This window comes from Klebsiella sp. CN_Kp097, from assembly GCF_040064495.1.
GTDB classification, from domain to species: Bacteria; Pseudomonadota; Gammaproteobacteria; order Enterobacterales; family Enterobacteriaceae; genus Klebsiella; species Klebsiella aerogenes.
In genome coordinates this window covers 59,646-80,107 of record NZ_JBEAIL010000026.1, presented here as the reverse complement: position 1 = coordinate 80,107, position 20,462 = coordinate 59,646, and the positions used below count along the sequence as shown (strand labels likewise).

The 20,462-nt window shown below is 55.6% G+C and carries 17 protein-coding genes and 4 pseudogenes; 19 read left to right on the top strand and 2 right to left on the bottom strand.

The window, feature by feature from the left end; genetic code table 11:
• Positions 1-510: 510 nt before the first annotated feature.
• The 15 genes and pseudogenes from ABLV07_RS20800 (at position 511) to ABLV07_RS20730 (ending at position 15,397) form a co-directional block, all read left to right on the top strand.
• Positions 511-1,102, top strand: a pseudogene (locus ABLV07_RS20800) (tyrosine-type DNA invertase).
• A 377-nt stretch (positions 1,103-1,479) separates the two neighbouring features.
• Entirely contained in the window at positions 1,480-2,058 is a 579-nt protein-coding gene (locus ABLV07_RS20795) for a fimbrial protein (protein WP_348853767.1), read from the top strand.
• A gap of 65 nt (positions 2,059-2,123) precedes the next feature.
• A complete protein-coding gene (locus ABLV07_RS20790; protein ID WP_348853766.1) occupies positions 2,124-2,672 on the top strand; it encodes a fimbrial protein in 549 nt (182 codons plus the stop codon).
• Positions 2,673-2,725: 53 nt separating this feature from the next.
• The gene (locus ABLV07_RS20785) at positions 2,726-3,445 is read left to right on the top strand and encodes a fimbria/pilus periplasmic chaperone (protein ID WP_348853765.1); all 720 of its coding nucleotides are present in this window, start codon (positions 2,726-2,728) and stop codon (positions 3,443-3,445) included.
• A gap of 110 nt (positions 3,446-3,555) precedes the next feature.
• Positions 3,556-6,306, top strand: coding sequence for a fimbrial biogenesis usher protein (locus tag ABLV07_RS20780; RefSeq protein ID WP_348853764.1), 2,751 nt, complete (start codon positions 3,556-3,558; stop codon positions 6,304-6,306).
• A 41-nt stretch (positions 6,307-6,347) separates the two neighbouring features.
• Positions 6,348-7,346, top strand: coding sequence for a fimbrial protein (locus ABLV07_RS20775; protein WP_348853763.1), 999 nt, complete (start codon positions 6,348-6,350; stop codon positions 7,344-7,346).
• A gap of 27 nt (positions 7,347-7,373) precedes the next feature.
• On the top strand, positions 7,374-7,898 hold the full coding sequence (locus tag ABLV07_RS20770) for a fimbrial protein (RefSeq protein ID WP_348853762.1): 525 nt from the start codon (positions 7,374-7,376) through the stop codon (positions 7,896-7,898).
• Between the two features lie 11 nt (positions 7,899-7,909).
• Positions 7,910-8,434: a fimbrial protein gene (locus ABLV07_RS20765; RefSeq protein WP_348853761.1), complete on the top strand. Its 525-nt coding sequence runs from the start codon at positions 7,910-7,912 to the stop codon at positions 8,432-8,434.
• Positions 8,435-8,494: 60 nt separating this feature from the next.
• Positions 8,495-9,214 carry a molecular chaperone gene (locus tag ABLV07_RS20760; RefSeq protein ID WP_348853760.1) on the top strand — a complete coding sequence of 240 codons (720 nt, stop codon included), beginning with the start codon at positions 8,495-8,497 and terminating at the stop codon, positions 9,212-9,214.
• A 68-nt stretch (positions 9,215-9,282) separates the two neighbouring features.
• Positions 9,283-10,191 carry a hypothetical protein gene (locus ABLV07_RS20755; RefSeq protein ID WP_348853759.1) on the top strand — a complete coding sequence of 303 codons (909 nt, stop codon included), beginning with the start codon at positions 9,283-9,285 and terminating at the stop codon, positions 10,189-10,191.
• A gap of 16 nt (positions 10,192-10,207) precedes the next feature.
• Positions 10,208-11,932, top strand: coding sequence for a Wzy polymerase domain-containing protein (locus tag ABLV07_RS20750; RefSeq protein WP_348853757.1), 1,725 nt, complete (start codon positions 10,208-10,210; stop codon positions 11,930-11,932).
• Positions 11,933-12,498: 566 nt separating this feature from the next.
• Positions 12,499-12,822, top strand: a complete 324-nt coding sequence (locus ABLV07_RS20745; protein ID WP_348853755.1) for an FKBP-type peptidyl-prolyl cis-trans isomerase N-terminal domain-containing protein — start codon at positions 12,499-12,501, stop codon at positions 12,820-12,822.
• 350 nt (positions 12,823-13,172) lie between these two features.
• Positions 13,173-13,835, top strand: a complete 663-nt coding sequence (locus ABLV07_RS20740; RefSeq protein WP_348853754.1) for a helix-turn-helix domain-containing protein — start codon at positions 13,173-13,175, stop codon at positions 13,833-13,835.
• 874 nt (positions 13,836-14,709) lie between these two features.
• Positions 14,710-14,871: a hypothetical protein gene (locus ABLV07_RS20735; RefSeq protein WP_348853753.1), complete on the top strand. Its 162-nt coding sequence runs from the start codon at positions 14,710-14,712 to the stop codon at positions 14,869-14,871.
• Between the two features lie 211 nt (positions 14,872-15,082).
• The gene (locus ABLV07_RS20730; protein WP_348853752.1) at positions 15,083-15,397 is read left to right on the top strand and encodes a BON domain-containing protein; all 315 of its coding nucleotides are present in this window, start codon (positions 15,083-15,085) and stop codon (positions 15,395-15,397) included.
• A 199-nt stretch (positions 15,398-15,596) separates the two neighbouring features.
• Here the strand turns inward: ABLV07_RS20730 and ABLV07_RS20725 are convergent, their stop codons facing one another.
• Positions 15,597-15,896: a hypothetical protein gene (locus tag ABLV07_RS20725; protein WP_348853750.1), complete on the bottom strand. Its 300-nt coding sequence runs from the start codon at positions 15,894-15,896 to the stop codon at positions 15,597-15,599.
• A gap of 82 nt (positions 15,897-15,978) precedes the next feature.
• Positions 15,979-16,342, bottom strand: a pseudogene (locus ABLV07_RS20720) (AAA family ATPase); the annotation flags it as partial.
• A 570-nt stretch (positions 16,343-16,912) separates the two neighbouring features.
• Here ABLV07_RS20720 and ABLV07_RS20715 point away from each other — a divergent pair.
• The 4 genes and pseudogenes from ABLV07_RS20715 to ABLV07_RS20700 form a co-directional block, all read left to right on the top strand.
• Positions 16,913-17,085, top strand: a pseudogene (locus tag ABLV07_RS20715) (transposase); the annotation flags it as partial.
• Between the two features lie 188 nt (positions 17,086-17,273).
• A complete protein-coding gene (locus ABLV07_RS20710; RefSeq protein ID WP_348853749.1) occupies positions 17,274-17,450 on the top strand; it encodes a glycoside hydrolase family protein in 177 nt (58 codons plus the stop codon).
• Positions 17,451-18,120: 670 nt separating this feature from the next.
• Positions 18,121-19,219, top strand: a pseudogene (locus ABLV07_RS20705) (IS3 family transposase).
• 464 nt (positions 19,220-19,683) lie between these two features.
• Positions 19,684-19,842 (top strand): hypothetical protein, encoded by a 159-nt coding sequence (locus tag ABLV07_RS20700; protein WP_348853748.1) that lies wholly within the window; start codon positions 19,684-19,686, stop codon positions 19,840-19,842.
• Positions 19,843-20,462 lie beyond the last annotated feature (620 nt).

Sequence of the window (20,462 nt, the reverse complement as noted above, 5' to 3'; positions counted from 1 at the left end):
ATATTTTCAAGATGTCTAAAAGCAAAAAAAACGTAATGCTATTTCAACATCTGACATAAGTTTGTAATATGTATTTTTTTCAGGTGCTTCACTAACTGTTCCATCCGCTCTGATATTGTCAGTATATACAGGAATCCCCCAAGCCATTGCAAAATCCTTCTCCCTTGATAATCTAATCAGTAACTCGTTGAAAGGTCCTGCGTAGAGCGCATTACGTAATTCTTGGGCATTTAGTTTTTCCCTCCTGTGTTCAGTCGATCAAAAACTTGAGCACGAAGATCGACACTATCCTCAGAATTAGTGGAGTTGTCAGACATTAAAGTGATAGCAGATTGACCAGCTCCCCGTTGATCAATACAGACTTAGAAATTAAAAAAGTCCGATTGCGGACAATGGAAATGAGCCAGACAAGATAAAGTGTCAGAATATCATCGGGATAGCATAATCATGACCGCCTGTGGGTAATAACCCTAATAATTTTGGCAAGACGCCATCCGTCTGAGAACTATTATGACCGCCCGAAAATATTTGACGCACGATGAGGTACAACGACTACTAACAGAAGCCATGAAAGGGCGCCATCCGGAACGGGATGTGTGCCTGCTGTACGTGAGTTATCTGCACGGCTGCCGGGTTAGTGAAATCATGCGTCTGACGTTGGCAGATATTGATCTAGGCGGGGGCAGAGTGTTTATCTGGCGACTGAAAAACGGCTTATCGACACGCCAGCCGATGCAGCAGCGGAAATCCGGATATTGAAGCGCTGGCTGGCCTTCCGGGACACTATGCGGGACGCTGACGAGGAGTGGGTGTTCCTACCCCAGATGGGGGGCACCTGTCTCGTCAGCAGGTCCACCGCTTGCTGATGCAGTACGGGCAGGCTGCCGACCTGTCGGTGCGTGCCCATCCCCATATGTTGCGTCATGCCTGTGGATATAGTCTGGCTGATCGGGGGGGTGACACCCGGCTAATACAGGACTATCTGGGGCACCGGAATATTCATCATACCGTGCGCTATACGGCTAGTAATGTGCAGCGTTTCCGGGGGAGCTGGGGAGGGGAAACGCCAGAGCGTGACAAAGTGAGTACGGGCGCAAGCTGAACTGAGAATCTCCCCGTCCCCCTTGAAAAAGTGGAACATTTGGCATCAAACTGTAAGTTATTCGAAAACAAGCTGTTATCCGACCATCTGACAGAATATATCAATGCTCACAAGCTCTCAGAACCCGGATATATGGCGGAATATATGGCTATGTAACGCAAAGGGGCCTATCACATCCCGTTGCCGCATGCAAGGTGTCATTTGAGACAAGTCTTAAATTGTCTGCACTACAAACAATTTACATAATGCAGACAGTTTGATGCAACTTGTCCCGTTCCGGGCAAGGACAGGGTGTATCAGATAGCGAAACCATTCAGTGATTTCGCAGGGGCAACGCGCCTTTCAACATGCCCGGCCATGAAAGGAAGTTTCACGCAATGAAAAACAAAAAATTTGTACTGGCCATGATGCTGACCGCTGTCAGCAGCTCTGCTTTCGCATTCGGGGCGCATGCCGCTTCCCCGGTGCAAACGGGTAATATTGCCAAGGTGGAATTCCAGGGCTCCATCAATGCCGGTGCCTGTGATGTGTCCCCGAGCAGTGCCGACCAAGTGGTTCAGATGGGCAGTGTGGCGGAAGCTGATTTCGGTGCCACCTCCGGCACCCTGGCCAAAACGTCCTCGCCATTCACGCTTCAGCTGAGCGGCTGTGACACCACTGTTGCCAAGAATGTGGCGGTGGCCTTCCAGGGGGTGCTGGCGGGCACTGATACAAATACACTGGCGGTCGATAACAGTCTGGGCGGTGGTACCACGGCTACCGGTGTGGGGATCCAGATTTACCAGGCGGGCCAGACTGATCCGCTGAAGGTTGATGGCTCCACCTTCGATACCAAAACCGCGCTGACGGATGGCAATAACACCCTCAAGTTTAGTGCCCAGTACATCTCTACATCTGCGACAGTGACGGCTGGCGAAGCCGACAGTTCGGCGCAGATCAACTTCCAGTACGAGTAATTTCGCCCTGTAAAGGACAGTGTTGCCACGGAAGGCGCTTTTATCGGCGGGAGGGGAGTGTGCCTGTGACTCATATCCTGAGGAGTGCAGCGCTGCTGCTGTGCTGTACATCCATGCCGGTCCTGAGTGACCCGACCCCCACCTATCCGATGGTGGTTGGGGTGCTTGAGATGTCCGGGCAGATTACGGCCCCAGCCTGCGTGCTGGATACCGGCAGTGCCAGCCAGGCCGTCATAATGGGTGCCGTCAGCAGTAATGATTTCAGCGGGGCAGGCAGTGATGGCGCTCCAGTCCCGTTTTTCCTTCAGCTGGATAATTGTGAAACCAGCACCGAACAACTTGCCAGGATCAGTCTCCGTGGAGACATTGATGCCCACAACCCTCAACTGCTGCGCACCTACAGCGACAGTAGTGCGGTAGCCATGGGGGTGGGCATCGCCATCTTTGATGCCAGTAACCATCTGCTGATCCCCGACGGCTCTGACATGAGTCAGGCCCGGCTGCAGGACGGTGTGACCCGGATAGGCTTCACGGCCCGTTATCGGGCCACCCTGCCGGAGGTCAGTGGCGGTGAGGCGAATGCCATAGCGTGGTTTACCGTTAATTATCAGTAACCCGGAAGCCCTCAGCGAACAGCAACAGGCCCCGGATGTTAACCGGAGTATTTATGCGTAACAGGACATCATTTTTCCGGTCAGGGCTGACCTGTGCGTGTCTGGCCGTGGCGGCCGGGCTTTCCGCCTCTGTGATGGCGGAAGATCATGGTGGCGTGGCGCTCGGTGCCACCCGCGTGATTTTTGACTGCAGCGGCGGGAAGGAGACATCCCTGTCGCTGCGAAATTCCAGCACCACCCGCAGTTTCCTGGTGCAGAACTGGGCCAGCGACGCGAACGGCCAGAAAAGCTCCGCGTTTGTCGTGACGCCACCGTTGTTCATGATGAAACCGGACAGTGAAAACAAGCTGCGTGTTCTGTATGCCGGCCCGCCGTTGCCGACGGACAGGGAGAGCCTGTTCTGGCTGACCAGTAAATCCATTCCGGCGGTGGACAAGGGTGAGTTACAGGGTAAAAACGTCCTGCAGCTGGCGATTGCTGCCCGCATCAAGGGTTTTTGTCGCCCGCCCGGACTGCACCCCGCCCCGGACAAGGCGCCAGCGCAACTGACGTTTCGCTGGCAGGGTAAGCAGCTGACGCTGACCAACCCGACGCCGTATTACCTGACGGTTATTAACATGACGGCGAACGGCCAGAAGCTTCCCCCGGTCATGGTGCCACCCAAAGAGTCAGCCAGTGTCACGGCCACGGCCGGTTCCGGGGGGGCGGTGCGCTTCCAGACGCTCAATGATTTTGGAGCGGCCAGTCCGGTACTGCAGGGGCATATGCAGTAATCTGGTGACATCTCTTCAGGTGGTATTGCTTTTGTCTTCATATTTCGCTTTCGGCGGTGTGCTCTGTGGTTGCGGGGAGATTGCCTGCTGCCTTAGGGGCCAGGATGGTTATGAATAATATCAGACAAGTTCAGGGTTCACAGGAATGGTGTCACTGTGCTGCGCAGGCCTTGCGTGCTGCACTGAGCCCGGTGGCGTTAGGTGTCTGTTTATCCCTGATGCAGAAACCGGCGCTGGCGGGCGTGTACTTCAACCCGGCGTTCCTGTCGGACGACCCGTCGGCGGTGGCAGACCTGTCCCGTTTTGAAAAAGGCGGGGCCCAGCCACCGGGTACCTATCAGGTGGATATTTACGTCAACCAGGATATGTACAAGACCCGCAAGCTGAACTTTGTGGTGACGAAAGATGAAAAGCCGGCAGCGCTGCCTGCCGGAATGAAGGCTCTGTCCGGAGAGGATGTGGACGATAACGGCCAGCCCGCGCCGAAAAGTGATGACACCGGCCTGAAACCGGTGCTGACGGTGGGGGACCTGAAGGAGATGGGGGTGAATGTCGCCCTGATTCCGTCCCTGAAAAAGGCCCCGGACACGCAAGCGGTTGACCTGGTGGCGACGGTGCCGGGCTCATCAACGAACTTTGATTTTTCACAGCAGCGCTTGACGTTGAATATTCCACAGGCGTACCTGAGCAACCATGCCCGGGGCTATATCTCCCCGGACAAATGGGACCAGGGCATTCCGGCTATCCTGCTGAACTACAACTTCTCGGGCAGCAATAACCGTGGCGACAGCGCCTCGGATGACTATTTTCTGTCGCTGAACTCCGGGGTCAACCTCGGGGGGTGGCGCCTGCGTGACAACTCCACTTGGAGCTATATGCGCAGCGACGGCATGGCGGCTGACAGTGAATGGCAGCACATCAGCACCTATGTGACCCACACAGTGGAACCACTGAAATCGGAGTTTGTTGTCGGGGATGTTTCCACGCCGTCTGATGTGTTTGACAGCCTGCCGATGCGCGGGATAATGCTCTCCTCGGATGACAACATGCTGCCCGACAGCCAGCGCGGCTTTGCCCCGACGGTGCGCGGGATAGCCAGAAGCAGCTCGAAAGTCACCATTAGCCAAAACGGCTATACGGTTTACCAGACCTATGTGCCGGCCGGGCCGTTTGCCATTAACGACCTTTACTCCATGTCATCGAGTGGTGACCTGCAGGTCACAGTCACCGGCTCTGACGGGAGTACCCAGAGCTATACGGTTCCCTTTGCTTCGGTACCGATTTTGCAGCGCGAAGGGCGTGTTAAATACGCGCTGGCTGCCGGGAAATACCGCAGTGGTGAGGGTGACCAGAATGATGTGAACTTCGGTCAGGGCACGCTGATATGGGGGCTGCGCCACGGCATTACCGCCTTTGGGGGCGTGCAGATCTCCGATAACTATCAGGCCGAAGCGGCGGGGCTGGGCTTCCGTATAGGGGATTTTGGGGCTGTGTCCCTGGATGCGACCCAGGCCAATAGTACGCTCGCCGACGGCAGTCAGCACAGTGGTCAGTCTTATCGTGCTATGTGGGCAAAATCGCTGGAGCAGACCGGGACCAATTTACAGTTGGCGACCACCCGCTTCAGTACCCGCGGCTTTTATACCCTAGACCAGACGTCGTACAAAATCATGAAGGGGTATGACGTTCCGCAAACCGATGACGTTCCGCATCTGACGGACACGCCGACGGCGGACTACACCGATTATTACAACCTCTACAACACCCAGAAAAACCAGGTGACGGCGTCCATTTCCCAGAACCTGGGGGAAAACGGTAAATACGGCTCCCTGTACCTGACCGGCACCTGGACCAGTTACTGGAATACCAGTGATTCTGATTCCAGCTGGCAGGGCGGGTACAACAGTAACTGGAAGAATATCAGCTACAGCCTGAACTACAGCTACACCAAAAACGCCGGGGAAACCGGCCCGGCCGACCAGCAGTTCTCTGTCAGTTTCTCGGTGCCGCTTGGTCAGTGGCTCTCGCCGTCGACGGACGCCGGTGGGGATATCACGAAGGTGAACAGTAACACCGCCGAGGCCACTTACAGCATGAACACCGACAACAACGGCTACACCAGTAATCAGGTGGGTGTCAGCGGCACCCTGCTGAAAAACAACAACCTGAGCTACAGCGTGACCGAGGGTATGCAGAACCATGGTGGCGGCAATAACGGCAGCGCGAGCCTGAACTATCAGGGTACCTACGGCAACAGCAACGTGGCCTACAACTACAGTCCGGGCTACAAGAGCGTGAACTACGGCCTGTCCGGTGGTGTTGTTATTCATCAGCACGGCGTCACCCTGAGCCAGCCACTGGGCAACAGCAATATTCTGGTAGCGGCTCCGGGGGCGGACAATGTGAGCGTGGCCAACACCACTGGGGTGAGCACGGACTGGCGGGGGTATGCGGTGGTGCCGTATGCCAATACCTATCACGAGAATGACGTCTCACTGGACAGCAGTGACCTGCCGGCCAACGTTGACCTTGACGGCAGCGTGAAGAAGGTGGTGCCAACTGAAGGGGCCCTGGTGGAAGCGGACTTTAACGCTCACATCGGACTGAGAGCCCTGCTGACCCTGATGCACGATGGCAAACCGTTACCGTTCGGCGCTACAGCTAGCCAGAAAGGTACGGATAACAGCGGGATTGTGGGTGATAACGGTCAGGTGTACCTGTCTGGCCTGACGCCGACCGGTAGTGTCACTGTGCAGTGGGGTAATGGACCGCAGGATAAATGCACGGCACCTTATCGCCTGCCGGTACCTAAGGACCTGAAAAAGGTGCAGGTGCTTAATGCTACGGCTGTTTGCCGCTAACGGCACTCCATGTCATCCAGAAAAATACTAAGTGAAATGTTATGCTAGCTAAAACTGTTGTGTTTTTTTTATTTCTATTATTTTTTCCCTTTAAATTATGGGCATTAGAATGTCAGTATGTATCTGGGACTAGTAACTGGCAGTTTAATATTACTAAAGAACTCGATTCGACTGATAATACTCCGGGGGCAACAACATCTATATCTGCGACCAATTCTGGTGGGAGTACGATGGCAATTTGCCCTGGGTTTCCGGGGACGGGACCATCATATCGAAGTTACGTAGCTGATTATCCAGTCGCTGAAACTGATGGGGATTGGAAATATATAAAGGTTTCCAGGTATTTTGAAGTTGCGGCTAGAGCCACTGATGCCGAAGCGGGAAATTATTACCCACCAGTAGATTATGTTAAGATGGGGGATTGGACGCTTGGAAGTCAGTTTTCGGTGAATGAATCCAAATGGATATTGAAATTAAAAATAACAAAGCCATTTATTGGTCATGCATCCCTGCCAAATATAAAACTGTTTACAGTGTTTATTACAACGAGTCCGCAGGATGCTCTAACAACTCCCGTTTATACTGTGTCTTTCAGTGGGGATGTGACGGTGCCACAAAGCTGCCAGATAAATTCCGGGCAAGTCATAAAGATTGATCTTGGTCCCATACCTTCCGCAAAGTTTGGGGAGGCGGGGGCGGGTAACCCTGTGCAAGGGTTTGCTCCTAAAGAAGCTACTGTGACAGTGGTTTGCTCGGGCGGAGTATCTTCAACAGCTAATTTAACTATCAGGTTGCAGGGGGTTCCATCTAGCCAAGTGAGTGATGCCTTAAAGACAACAAACCCTGACATTGGTGTTGAGATTATGAGTGAAGATAATAAAGTTATGTCTCCTGATGGTTTTTCCGGCATTTATCCTTTTAGGTTAGATAATGAGCAATGGACTACATCAATAAAAGCATTTCCAATTTCATTGACGGGGAAGCTTCCGGCGGTAGGGCCTTATCAAACGCAAGCAGTGTTAAGGGTTGATTTCCCATGATGATAGTATTACGGAAAAGTGTATAAAATGTATAATATCCGTTCTTTAGTATTGAAAGTAATAATTATTCTACAACTAGCAAGTGGCTCTGCATATGCTGCAAACGTAAACACAAATTTGATCGTAACCGGTACGGTCACCAAAGCCAGCTGCGATGTTGCCAGTACCAGCAAGAACCTGGTCGTGCCCCTGGGGGATGTCTCGCCCGCCGATTTCACCTCCTCGGGCAGCGTGCTTCCGGCAAAAAGCTTCACCGTGCAGCTTCAGAACTGCTCCGGAGAATCCGGCGTCAGCGTGTCCTTCTCGGGCTCTCAACAGGACAGCAGTGATAATACCCTGCTGGCACTAAGCGGCGGAACGCCCGCCACCGGACTGGCGGTGCAGTTGCTCAATGCCAACAGCGTGGCGGTACCGGTTAATGCGCCGGATGTCGAAACACTGTCCGGCACCAGCCCGACATTGACTTATAAGCTGCAGTATAAATCGACCAGTGACATTGTCACTGCCGGCGATGCGAATGCCGTTCTTTACATGACCTTCTCCTACCAGTAATCAGGTGGCCCATGAAAAAATTATCTGTAGCAGCGCTGGCGGGGGTGATGCTGGCGGTCTGTTCGTCGGCTCAGGCGGCTGATGTCACCGTCAGCGTGACCGGGACCGTCAAAGACAACACCTGCACCGTGTCCGGCCGGGGTATTATCCTGGTGGACATGGGACATGCCACCAACGTGCGCGATATGCAGAGCGTGGGTGACACTGGCGGTATCGTGCCCTTCACCCTGAAGCTTGAAAAATGCGGTGTCGCCGCCAGCGGTGTGGCGGTCACCTTTAATGGCGCTGCCGATGCGAACAACCCTGATGTGTTGCAGCTTCAGTCCCTGCCGGAAAGCGCCACCGGTATCGGTGTGCAGTTGCTGGACCAGAACAAAACACCGTTAAAACTCACAACCCCAAGCCCGGTCTTTGCGCTTCAGACCTCCTCGCAGGAAGCGGACCTGACGCTGTATGCCCGGTATATCGCCACTACCACCGGGGCCACCGCAGGCCGGGCTTGGGCAGGAGCGACCGTTAACTTTACCTATCAGTAGTGCCGGAGGGTAACCCGCTTCCTTCTTCCGGCCCTGTCACTCTTCATGGATATCTCTGGTATGAACCTTTCTGCTCCTTATCGCTGTCGCCGGCTGTTGCCGCTGACATTACTGTTGTCTTCCCTGGCAGCCCACGCCGGCCTGGTGGTGAACAGCACCCGCTTTATTTACCCGGCGGACAGCAACAGCCTGTCGGTTTCATTAAGCAATACCGGCGATTCTCCTTTCCTGGCCCAGACCCGTATCCTGGCTGATGATGGTCGGGATACGGCGGGCAGCGTGCCCGCACAGACTTATGTCGGTCCTCCCCCGTTTACCGCGCTGCCTCCGCTGTTCCAGATGGCGGGGCATCAGGACGGCCAGGTACGACTGGTGCGTACCGGGGGCAATCTACCGTCTGACCGGGAAAGCCTGTTTTACCTGCAGTTGGCAGCCATCCCGGCAGGGAAACCCGGCCCCCACAGCGTACAGATGGCGGTGCGCGACCGTTTCAAACTGTTCTTCCGCCCGGCCGGTCTGCCTGGTTCGCCGGGTACGGCTTATGCGCAACTGACCTGGCACCTGCAGAGCGGGCAGTTGGTGGTGCATAACCCGACCCCGTATTACGTCACCCTGTTTAACCTGAACGTGGAGGGGCATCTTCGGACTAACGCTGGCATGGTGCCCCCGCTGTCGACGCGCACCCTCAGGGGGTGTGGCAGCGGCAGTTGTCTAGTGCGCTGGCAGAGTATCGATGACTACGGCAAGGTCCTGTCGGTGAAACAGGCCACAGCACAGTAAGTTCTGCTCTTTGGTATTGTGGTTTTCTCTTTTCGCTCTCTCTTTGTGAACTTATGGAGTGTCTTATCATGATGATGACCCCTTCCCGCTTATGCCGCATGGCAGCTCTACTGGCCAGCCTGAGCGGCACTTTTGCGTATGCTGCGACGCCGCAGCCCGGCAGCGAAGCCCTGAACACAGAACAAAAAGCCGCCGTCGACGCACGTATTGATGCCTGGATGCAGGCGCACAGCGACGACATCAGCCAGCAGGCCGCCGTGTATCTGGCCTCCCATCCGGCCTTTTTCGAGGCCGCACAGGAAAACCTGAAGCAGCTGGAGCTCGCTCAGCTGCGTTCGCAGCTGGCACAGGGGGCGCTGGCGGCCCGCGATACGCTCCTGGCCCCGAAGGCCCTGCCACAACACGGTCCGGATAATGCCCCGGCATGCATTGTGGTGGTACGCATGTTCCCGGATATGCATGGGGCGCAGCTGAATGAGCGCCTCTCCGCGCTGGAAAAAGCCCTGCCGGGTGTCCAGGTGCGCTGGCTTGACCTGCCCGGACAGGCTCCGGGCAGTACGCAGGCGGCTATTAATGCCCTGCTGGCCTGGAAGAGTAAAGGGGAGGAGGGGTATCAGGCGTTAATCGCCGCGCAGCTGCAGGGGACCGGACAGGATGGAACTCTGACGCCGGCAGACCTTGCGGCTGCGCTGAAGGCCGGGCAGGTGACGGCCGTGCAGGGGGAGAAACTTAAGGCCCTGGCCCGTGAAGCACAGGAGAAACTGGTGCTGGCCCGCACCCTGCGGGTGCGTCAGGTTCCCCTGATTCTGGTATTGCCGGCACAGGGTGGCGACCCGAAACAGGTCAGCGTGTTTGATACCGGCATTCCGTCAGTCGGTCAGCTGATCCGGGCGTGGCAAACCGCGACACAGCCGCCGAAAGCGGGCAAGGTTTTACCTGAAGCGGCGTCAGCCCCCGATGATGCCGCTGCGCAGTAACAGGGGGGGGGGCCTGTTGCCGGTCCCGCCCTGCAGGCATCAACCCCGTCGGCTGGCCTGGCCGGTGCTGCTGTGCAGCGCACTGTATCTGCTGATTGTGTTACCCTGGATTATACCCAATGGGGGCGGGACTGAAGGCATCCATATTCCGTTTGTCGCCACCGGCTGGCTGATGGTCGGGGTACTGCTGACCCTCTGCTGGTCATGTTGGCTGAAGCAGGGGCGGCCTCTGCGCACCACGAACGCCCTGTGGGGGTTTATAGTCGGCAGTGTGCTGCTCTCCCTGCCGCTGGCCTGGAGTCCTCATCCTGCATGGCAGGCGTATGCCCTGCCCCGGGTGCTGGCTCTGTGGGGCGGGGTGGCCCTGTACGTTACCCTGCTGCAATGCAGCCTGACGTTGCGCGAGGGGGGGCTGATTGCTTTGATGATGGTGATGGCGGCAGGCGGGCAGGCGCTCTATGTGCTGGCGCAACTGTTGTTTTCCCCCGCCGACTGGCTGCCGGACTGGAGTAATCAGCTGATGGCCATTCGGAGCGTGGAAAGCGGAGTAGGGGTGTTTCAGCAGCGTAACGTCACCGCCAGTTTCATTGCCACGGGGCTGGGACTGGCACTGTGGGTGAGGGCCGATGTCCGTTTTCGTTTGCGCCGCGTGCGGGCGGAAAGATGTCGCAGGGCTTTACTGGTCGCGGCACTGCTCCTCACGCCGGCGGCACTGGTCATGATCCACTCCCGGGTGGGCTGGCTGGGCGGGGGGCTGGTGTGGGTGGGGATGCTGGGGTTATGGCGTAGTGAGGGTGGCGCTGCATTGTGGTTGTGGCCCGTCATCGGAGGACTCTGTGGCATGTTGCTTTCTTTCTGGTTGCCGCCAGGGTTTGCCAGCTCACATGATGCCTCGACGGTGCAACGCATACTGACCCTACGGGAAGCCAGCCTGATGTTCCTGCAGCACCCCTGGCGTGGCTGGGGGATGGGCGGTTTTGAGTACAGCTATCAGAATTTCCTGATTAACCAGCAGCCGCCTGTGCTGGACAGCCACGGGGTGATGAATCATCCGCATAACGAAGTGCTGTTTCAGGCAGTAGAGGGCGGGGCGGTTGCCCTGGCCGGGCTGCTGGTCTGGCTAGTTACCGGACTGCGTCTACTGTGGTGTGCCGGTCGCAATGGTGCACTGCTGGCCATCGTGCTGCTTCCGGTGATACTGCACTCCCAGGTGGAGTACCCGATGTACGTCAGTGCGGTGCACTGGTTCATTCCGCTGTTTTTGCTGGCGCTGGCCGATAATCGCCCGACGCGCCGCTCTCGCAGGCATAAGGGGGGGCGAGCGTCCCACCGGGCGGGCCGGATACTGGCTATGGGCCTGGCACCCACCGGACTGGTGCTGAGCATGCTGTGCATGGTCGCCCTGCACAACATGGCGGTACTGACTCGGTTTGAGTTTCATCCCCGGGCGGAGACTACGGCCCTGAACACCCTGCCGTTGCCCTGGCTCTCGGCCGGACGTCTGCAGTATGACCAGGCAAAGCAGGCCATTCTGCTGGCCGAAGTCACCCATGACCCGAAATATCTGTACGACTACCTGAAAATGTCCCGCCAGATACTGGCCATTCACACCGATGCGGATGTGTATGACAACCGTATCGCCATTGAGCGGGCTCTGGGGATGACCGGACGGGCTGAACAGGATGCTCGTCTGGCCGCAATGTTGTTTCCTTTTGATACCCGCTTTCATCCGGGGCTGTAGCCCGGATGAAAGCGCGAGTCTGCATAAAGAACGCAAAGGAACGTCCTGAGTGATACGTCAGTGTTATGCCTTGCTCCCTCTGTTTTGTCTGGTCATACTGCTTTTCTGTCCGCCGGCGATGGTGGCAATCTTGCCGGTTGCACCTGGCAACAGCATGCTGTCGGTGCTGTTCTGTTTCACCGGTCCGACAACCGGTAATGCAGGACAGCAGGTGGCGTCAGATGCCCGTGCGGAGATGGCGCTCTGCCGTGATGCTGCTGTAACCCGTTTGCAGCAGGCATTTCAACTCACGGTTTCGCAGACGGAGCCGCTGGCACGGATGGCGCAGCCTCTGACGGACAATAAGGGCAACTGCACCGGCTGCAACACAGGACCGGGACATGCAGCAGGCCCGGCGTGGGCAGGGAGGGCAAACCGGTGCGGCAACTGCCGGACTGGTGACACTCCTCTCACAGCAACTGGCGCAGGCACAAAGCACCGTCACATAACTGACACAACGCCTCCAGGAGCAACGCCAGCCGCAGTTTGCCACGGCCCGGAACACGGCGCAGCTCAAACCGGCGCTTATGCCAAAAAGTGAGCAGGATATCTGGGCGTATGCGACCGGCGCTGCTCTTGCCGCGCAGGTGAAAAGCATGCTGGCACGCCACAGCGCTCAGGGCATCACATTATCCCCGGTAATGGTGCTGGCCGGACTTGAAGATGCTTATTACGGACGTTCAAAACTGGATGAAAATCCCCTGAATCAGGCGCTGTATAACAGCGATATGGCCCTCAATCAACATCGCAACGCCGCGCGGATGGCCGCGCAGGCCGACGGCAAGTGCTACATGGCTGACTTCAGGAAAAGGCCGGGGGTGAAAATCCTGCATGATGGGGTGGCGATATAGGTGGAGACGCCTGGAAAAGGGAGGGGCGCTCCCGGCAGCTTCCTCTCGGTTGTCATGAAAGAAAGTCTGCCAGACGGCACTGCGGTCAGTGATATGGCAGCCACCGACCAGGTGGTGACGCTGCCGGTGGCGCGTTTCCCGCCGGTGTTCCGGGAAGCGCTGTCCCGCCTGAAGAACCACGGCAGTCTGGTCATGGTTGTGCCGCCACAGGTGCCTATCGCGATAAAGGACTCCCCCCGGCCATCCCTCCGGGGGCGACTATGATTTATCACGTCCGGATTGTGGCCACCGGACCGGCTGTGCCACAGGCGGAACCAGGGCGCTGATATGCCCGCAATGGAGAATGACTTATGCCTTCGATGTTTCATCATGACAGCCTGCCTGATACCCTGGATAAAATTTTACAGTGCAAGCCTCAGGACAGTATTCAGCGGCTGATGGACGCGCTGCTGCCGCTGGCGGACGGTATTTCCTGTCGTCGCCCGCGCACCCTGGGCAGCAAAATGGGGGAGATTTACCTGCTGACCGACGGCGCACTGTATCTGCAACGTGGCAGTGATGACCTGATCCTGGGGGTTGTACGGGCCCCTCATGTGCTGGGGTTTGCCGAGTTACTTACGCCGGTAGAGATGTCAACGCGTGTCAAATTCAGCCCGGAGAGCAGGGTGTCGGTGGTCTCCAGGGAGAAGGTGCGGACGACCCTTGGTCAGCAACCGGCACTCTGGGAGGATGTGGCCCGCATTCTGGCCTTTCATCTGCATTTTTCTGTCTGGCGTGACCTCCATCTGCTCAGTGATTCGTCCTATGACGCCATTCGCGGAAAGTTATTTGAGCTGGAGAAACAGGATGAGGCCTTTCGCTCGGAGGTGTCCATCTCGCACTACATTACGCACAGTACGCGGTTATCCCGCAGTACGGTATTGCGTATCCTCAAAGCCCTCAATGAAGGGGGATACATTGAGACCCACCGCGGACGACTGCTGAATATCGTCTTTTTACCACAACGCTATTGAAAACAAGACGGCAGCGCAATGACGAAGTAACGCACCGACGTACTGGCGCGTGGTCAGGTGTCCTGTGCCGTCTGTCCTGCGTTTTTATCACAGAGATGACCTTATGCACACCCTGTCACCTGCCTCTCCGCTCCTTACCGTCCGGCTGTCGGTTGTACGGGGCGCCGCAACTGAGTGCCTTCGATCAGATATTCACGCCAGGCGCGGTCTCGCAGGCATATGTGATGTGTTTCCGGCTGACCGCCGAGCCGGTCAGTGCCGTAACCCTGACGCTTCCCCTGCGGGCCCAGGCGGGGAGAGTTATTATGCTATGGCACAGGACTTCCCCGTACCTCCAGGCACCTGTCACTGACCGGGCCCCGGGCCCTGACTTGCGCTGATATGTTTGCCCAGCAGTTTCTCCGTCGGACGCCGGCCGGGACGGTCCGGCATACCGACTGGGAGGTGGGCCCGGAGCCGGGAGGTGCCTGCCACCACTATCTGGATTTTCCTGTGAGCGGTCAGCAGCCTGTGCTGGAGCTGTCAGTGGTGATAACCGCCACTGGCGAATCCCGCCTCTGAACCGTGCCACCCTGACTGTATTTTTTGACCACGAGATGACTCATGCATTCTGACTTTTTCTGACCCCCTTACTACCTGGCCGGATGGCCCGGCTGAATCAGGAGCTGGACCGCCTGTATCGCCTAGAAAATGTGGTGCTGCACTGGAGCGGCGGCCTGACCTCCCTGCAGTCCCGCCTTCAGGACTGTCAGCGGGCTTCCACCTGACGGAGCGCTCCAACCGGGAGCTGCTTCAGGGCCTGAGCCGATATTTACGGGAAGTGACCCTCGCAGGGGCACTTCCTTGCGACAACCGCACCATGGAATAACACCCTATGTTAACGCATCAAATCATGCACCATCAGGCCCGCGAACTGGCCCTGCACTACCTCTCTTCCCAGGGCGCCACACTGTCGCCGGAGGAGTGGCTTACCCGACTGAATGACGTGGAAACCCGTTTTCTGGCACTGCTGAAACAACAGGCCGGACGGGCCTGAATGTGATGTCTGGGTCGCCAGTCCCTCCGGGGTCTGGCGTGTCGGGTATGGCTCATCAAATGCCACCACATCACAATGGCAGAGCCTGTGTCTGACCACCATAATAGTCCGTTGCGCCGGCTTTCCGGCACATTTTTATCCCCCTGACGCGACGTGAGGCGAATACCGCCGGCCTCGTACCGGGGTGATGGGTATTGACAGAGAAAGCGATATGAAAAACAACAAAATGATTTTCTGGTACTGCGCGGTCATCACGGCGGCGCTACTTCTGGGGGGCTGTGCGTCTTCACCTAGCAGTGAGAGCACAGGGCGGACGCTGGATGATTCGGTCATCACCGGCAAAGTCAAAACCGCGCTGATTGAAACGGACAATATCGACTCGTCCGATATCACAGTGAAGACCTGGAAAGGTCATGTTCAGCTGAGTGGGTTTGTTCCGTCCCGAGAACAGGAGCTGGTTGCGATAGGGGTTGCACGACAAGTCAAAGGTGTGACCGCTGTCAAAAATGCCATGCAGGTTAAATAGTTTTCGCCACCGCCAGGGGGCTGTGTGGTGGCAGGGTAAGGCATGATGCGCAGGAAAACAGCAGGAGGCTCCCGTGTCACGGCGTGTGCGCGGGAGGCTGCGGACCGGTTGATCCATCACGGATATATGTTCGAACTGAAGGGAGAAAGTTACAGGAAAAAGACGGCAAAGGCAGTAACCAGCGCGGCTTAACGCCGCACTAAAGGATGCGGCCAGCATAGTTGGCGCCAGTCGGCAAAACTAGTTGACGTCTAATACACAGCTTGTAGAACAACATGTTTGACGCTATTGGGGATTGGACAAACCCAAAATACTCATAGAATGCTTTCGCCTTAGCATCAATAGCATGCACCATGATAGCTTTGATGCCGACTTGATCGGCTAAGTTGGAAATGCGCATCACGGCATCATTAAGTAACCCTTTTCCGAAATTATGGTCTTGTGTACAGACATCGACCGCAAGACGCCCCAGCAAAACAACTGGAACTTGTTCCGGCATATTCTGACGTAAATTTCGGCCTAAGTCAGAGTGGCTCACCGAACTGGTTGCGATGCAATAGTAGCCGACTACACGGCGAATACCCTCTTTTCACCAGTTCTTGCAATTCGCGCTCACGACGTTCACCCTGTTTCGGTGATCTGGACGGCCTTGTCCAGGACCAGATAGTAGAACAGAACCGAAATCAGGGTGGACAGCTTGATGCTGCTTTTTTCAACCGACAGCGATTTGGCGACAGTGACGCAATTTTCTTCCCGTAAAATTTGCTGGAGCCGCCGGAGTGTCACGGTTTTACCGCAACCCACAACACCGCAAAGGGCGATCAGCCTCCCTTGAATGGCAGCTCTGATATCTTTCGTCAGTTGCTTATGCGTATCCGTTTCGTAGTATCCGGCCTGAGTCATCTGAGTTGTCAGGCCGTAAAATTGCATAACCTTAACTCGCATGATCGCCTTCCTTTTTCTGTCTACGGAAATACTCCCTTACGCGATCCAGCACGATCCGGCGTATGAACGTTTCACTCAGTAATTGTTCAATAAATAGCCTGTCCACCTGGATAGTTTGACCAGCGGGGTAGCCAGTTCTCCGGCAATCGCCAGTTTGGCCGCAATCGTACTGGCATAGCAGTCTTCAGCGGCCGCCGGAAAAGCCTGTCTGGGAATATCGGGGGGAGCAGGTTACCGCTGTAATATGCTAGCCTTGGGGCTGGCATTGTGATTTCATGTTGCTTCCTCACCACCCATTTACGCTTATCGCGAACGCGACCACTCCGCAGATGCAGGCAATGAGGAGCGTGAACGTGGTAAGTGCTCCGCATCCATACGTACCCCAAACAATTCCGCCCGCCAACCCAATAATCGCGCCAAGCAAGCAGATGAACAGAAAGACAATGCTTGCGTTAGTGAGTGCTTTGGATCTACCCATCGTGAATTACCCCAAATTTTGTTCAGTCTGTTTACGCCTCTGCCTCTTTTCGCCTTCTTCCTCGGCATTGTTGCCACTGCTGTTACCCGCTCAGAAAAGCGACAGCAGAAGAGGCCCTGAAACGGGTCGGTGAGTTGTACGCGAAATACGCGGCCTCACGACAGCAGAGCGTCTGGCAGCCAGGCAATCCCGTAGCAAACCGCTGCTGGCTTCCCTACATGCGTGGTTGGTGGAAAAAAGTACGATGAGCGGACAGAGTCAGATTATCCCCCTGCTGAAGCAGGAAGAGGGCAAAAAGAATGCACATTACATTGACAGCCTTGGTTATCCTACTGGGGCGTTGGCTTCCGTCTGGGGCCTGCCGGCGCTCCCTTAAGCCATTACACCTTCACCCTCAGCGACAGTACCATCGATACCTGGCAGCAGGACGACGTCAGTCAGGTACGTCAGGATATGGCGAAGAACCCGGACATTGCCTCAGCGCTGAAGGACTGCAACGCGGCCCGCACGGATATCCTGACGAGCATGGTCTACCAGATGGGCGTGAGTGGACTGGCTGACTTTCATGACACTCTGAAACTGATGGCCATTGAGGAGTGGGAGGCTGCCGCCGATGCCATGCTGCGGTGATGAAGTCAGGCTGCTGGCAACCCACCTACAATTTCTAACCAAATGAGAAAGCTCACAATCGTCATTGCTAGCGCAGCAATCGCCTGTCTGCTATCCGCATGCAACTCTTATAGGCAGGTAGAAAAAGCGGAGGGTACAAAAAAGACCGCCGTGATCATTGCACCAGGTAAGACAATCACTGCCCCAAACGGTGTGTGTATATCTCTCGAACAAGCACTCGCGCCATTATTTTCGGCTCCGGACCTTCGGCTGCCGGATTTGAGCCGCCGGATAACGTCACTATTATCGCGGTAAACGGAACAATAGACTGGTTGTCTCGCGCCGATTACTTTTTACGCTCGCTCGATCACCAGCGAATATCACCCGACTGCGAAAGCGACGAGTCGGAACACAATATTTTGCGGCCGGGTTACGTACCCGTGTTCCAGACGTTGTGGTGCTGGAACGGGTTTCAGTTCTTGGACCTGAGCCTGTTAAGGGCACACCGTCGTGGTGGTTATGGCGCTGGTCTGGTGTCTGTGGTCTGTCAACAGATGCGCGCAAAACGGTGGTGGTAAATAATGAAGCTGACAGCCTTGTGTGGCCTCTGATTGATCTCCTCCCTGAAAACAGTGCCAGGCTAAACTGAAGTCTCCGGTCTTTCTTCCATCTCACAGAGAGGCACATCGCCATGAAAAAGACCCGTTATACCGAAGAACAGATCGCGTTTGCGCTGAAACAGGCCGAAACCGGCACCCGCGTCGGGGAAGTCTGCAGAAAGATGGGCATTTCTGAGGCCACGTTTTACAACTGGAAGAAGAAATTCGCCGGTCTGGGCGTAACGGAACTGCGCCGTCTGCGGCAACTGGAGGATGAAAATCAGCGGCTGAAGAAACTGGTGGCAGACCTGAGTCTGGACAAGGAGATGCTGCAGGAGGTACTGAAACAAAAGTTCTGAGGCCGGCTCAGAAGCGCCAGGCGGTGCATTTTCTGCAGGAGGCCTATCGTACAGTGTCCGCCGGGGATGCGGGTTGCTGATGCAGAGCAGAACTGTCTACCACTGGCAGAGCCGGCGTGACGATCGGGCGATAACCCTGCGTATCCGGGAAATAGCGGAAACCCGGATCCGGTACGGTTGCCCGTGTATTCATATCCAGTTGCGGCGGGAAGGCTGGCAGATTAACCACAAGAAACCTCCCCGGATTTATTGTCTGGAAGGCCTGAATTTGCGCAGAAAGCGCCCCCGCAGGCATGTCAGTGCTGCACGCCGCCAGCAGCGCCCGGCCCTGACGCATATCGATCAGTGCTGGAGTATGGATTTCGTGTCGGATAGTCTGTTTAACGGGCGGCGTTTTCTGGCGCTGACTGTAGTGGATAATTTTAGTCGGGAGTGTCTGGCGATCCATGCCGGAAAATCGCTGAAAGGCGAGGATGTGGTCAGCATAGTGGAAGCATTACGGATGCTGGATAAACGCCTGCCGGTACGTATCCAGACGGATAACGGCAGCGAGTTCATCTCGAAAAGTCTGGATAAATGGGCGTATGAGCACGGTGTCACGATGGACTTCTCCCGTCCCGGGAAACCGACCGATAACCCGTTTATTGAGTCATTTAACGGCAGCCTGCGGGACGAATGTCTGAACATTCACTGGTTCCTGTCACTGGAAGATGCGCAGGACAAACTCGACAAGTGGCGCAGGGAATATAATCATGAGAGGACGCATTCATCACTAAATGACATGACTCCGGCTGAATTTATCCGAAGTCTCCAGAAAGACGAAGATCTCTGATTTAGCACTGCACTGAATTTGGGCCAGGGTCAAAAAAATCCCCTGGCGGAAACAGGGGAAAGGAAACTTAAGGGATAACCTGCCAAGGAAAAACCTTTTCAGCGTCTGTGGGGTTACGATTGACCACACATGAAAACCCTGAACTCCACACCGACACTATGAATTGTCATGAGATGATCAGGCAACTGTAAAAAAGTGTCATTTGAGACTTATTTGGTGCAGGGTAACTGATTTTGCAAAGGTTATGGGCAGGTCACTTATTACCAGGGATAGGGAAGCGATCGAAGGAGACGCTCTTGATGAAGATGAAGTTAAGGGAGTGGATTCTTTTCCGGACGGAAACAATCCATGGTTCACACCATAGAAATTTACTGTGCCACTACATTTTGTAGTGGCCAATATTACTTGACAACTACAAAATGATGTGAAGGCGCAAGTTTAACTCGTGGGTGCGGATGCTGGAAATGGCACAAAAGGGTGATACAGACCCGGTCCTTAAGCCGGAATGCCCGGCGGCAGAGAAGGGACTGGCTAAACCGATAGTGGCGACAGATATCGGTGGCGTGGTGGATGAGATGCTGGTTGCCGGATTCGGGATAGTGATGAAACAGGAGTGGCCATAAGAAAAAAAGCCCGATAGAGTTCGGGCAGTATTTCTGGAGGTATGTGGCGTGGTACCACATGGCACTTCTAGTGGTGTTTTAGTCAATGGGTAGCGAGGCCGTAACACAATGACCCCGATGCCAGTCGGGAGGAACCGTCACGTCTCGCCATTGCTGGCGGTAGAATACATCTCTTAAAGATTGATGGCACTTTAAGTGGGCAGATGCATTCCGCCATATAAAAAAAGCCCGCAGAAACGGGCGGAATAAATCAACATAAAAAAAGGAGTCTACAGAAGACAGTCTTAATATAGTGCAAATCCTGGGTGCTGTAAGTCCAATTTTGGATAATTTGGCGTCGAATTTCGTTCTGTAACTTTTCAATGTGGCGTTAAGGTAATGGAAATCTTCTGTACGGCTCACAGGTTTTTTCTAACAGAAAAGTAGAAGACTGGCCGGTTATGTAAGCACACCTGTTTTAGTTACACGGGACGGGAGGTGGCGACGGTGATGGTGTGGAACGGCGCTGAAGCAGAGAGAGGCCTTGAGCCCATTGTCTTCAGCTGGCCACGTTCATCTTGGCGTGGCCGGCACGCGCTGCAAAAACTGACTGACGATCTCCGGCCTGGAGCATGAGAACC

What these genes read in the sequence shown, in the direction of transcription:
- ABLV07_RS20795 (WP_348853767.1), top strand. Translation starts at nt 1,480, where the DNA reads ATGAAAAACAAAAAATTTGTACTGGCCATGATGCTGACCGCTGTCAGC.
- ABLV07_RS20775 (WP_348853763.1), top strand. Translation starts at nt 6,348, where the DNA reads ATGCTAGCTAAAACTGTTGTGTTTTTTTTATTTCTATTATTTTTTCCC.
- ABLV07_RS20760 (WP_348853760.1), top strand. Translation starts at nt 8,495, where the DNA reads ATGAACCTTTCTGCTCCTTATCGCTGTCGCCGGCTGTTGCCGCTGACA.
- ABLV07_RS20700 (WP_348853748.1), top strand. Translation starts at nt 19,684, where the DNA reads ATGGCACAAAAGGGTGATACAGACCCGGTCCTTAAGCCGGAATGCCCG.
- ABLV07_RS20785 (WP_348853765.1), top strand. Translation starts at nt 2,726, where the DNA reads ATGCGTAACAGGACATCATTTTTCCGGTCAGGGCTGACCTGTGCGTGT.
- ABLV07_RS20740 (WP_348853754.1), top strand. Translation starts at nt 13,173, where the DNA reads ATGCCTTCGATGTTTCATCATGACAGCCTGCCTGATACCCTGGATAAA.
- ABLV07_RS20780 (WP_348853764.1), top strand. Translation starts at nt 3,556, where the DNA reads ATGAATAATATCAGACAAGTTCAGGGTTCACAGGAATGGTGTCACTGT.
- ABLV07_RS20770 (WP_348853762.1), top strand. Translation starts at nt 7,374, where the DNA reads ATGTATAATATCCGTTCTTTAGTATTGAAAGTAATAATTATTCTACAA.
- ABLV07_RS20735 (WP_348853753.1), top strand. Translation starts at nt 14,710, where the DNA reads ATGTTAACGCATCAAATCATGCACCATCAGGCCCGCGAACTGGCCCTG.
- ABLV07_RS20745 (WP_348853755.1), top strand. Translation starts at nt 12,499, where the DNA reads ATGCCAAAAAGTGAGCAGGATATCTGGGCGTATGCGACCGGCGCTGCT.
- ABLV07_RS20710 (WP_348853749.1), top strand. Translation starts at nt 17,274, where the DNA reads ATGGCGAAGAACCCGGACATTGCCTCAGCGCTGAAGGACTGCAACGCG.
- ABLV07_RS20730 (WP_348853752.1), top strand. Translation starts at nt 15,083, where the DNA reads ATGAAAAACAACAAAATGATTTTCTGGTACTGCGCGGTCATCACGGCG.
- ABLV07_RS20765 (WP_348853761.1), top strand. Translation starts at nt 7,910, where the DNA reads ATGAAAAAATTATCTGTAGCAGCGCTGGCGGGGGTGATGCTGGCGGTC.
- ABLV07_RS20755 (WP_348853759.1), top strand. Translation starts at nt 9,283, where the DNA reads ATGATGATGACCCCTTCCCGCTTATGCCGCATGGCAGCTCTACTGGCC.
- ABLV07_RS20725 (WP_348853750.1), bottom strand. Translation starts at nt 15,896, where the DNA reads ATGCCGGAACAAGTTCCAGTTGTTTTGCTGGGGCGTCTTGCGGTCGAT.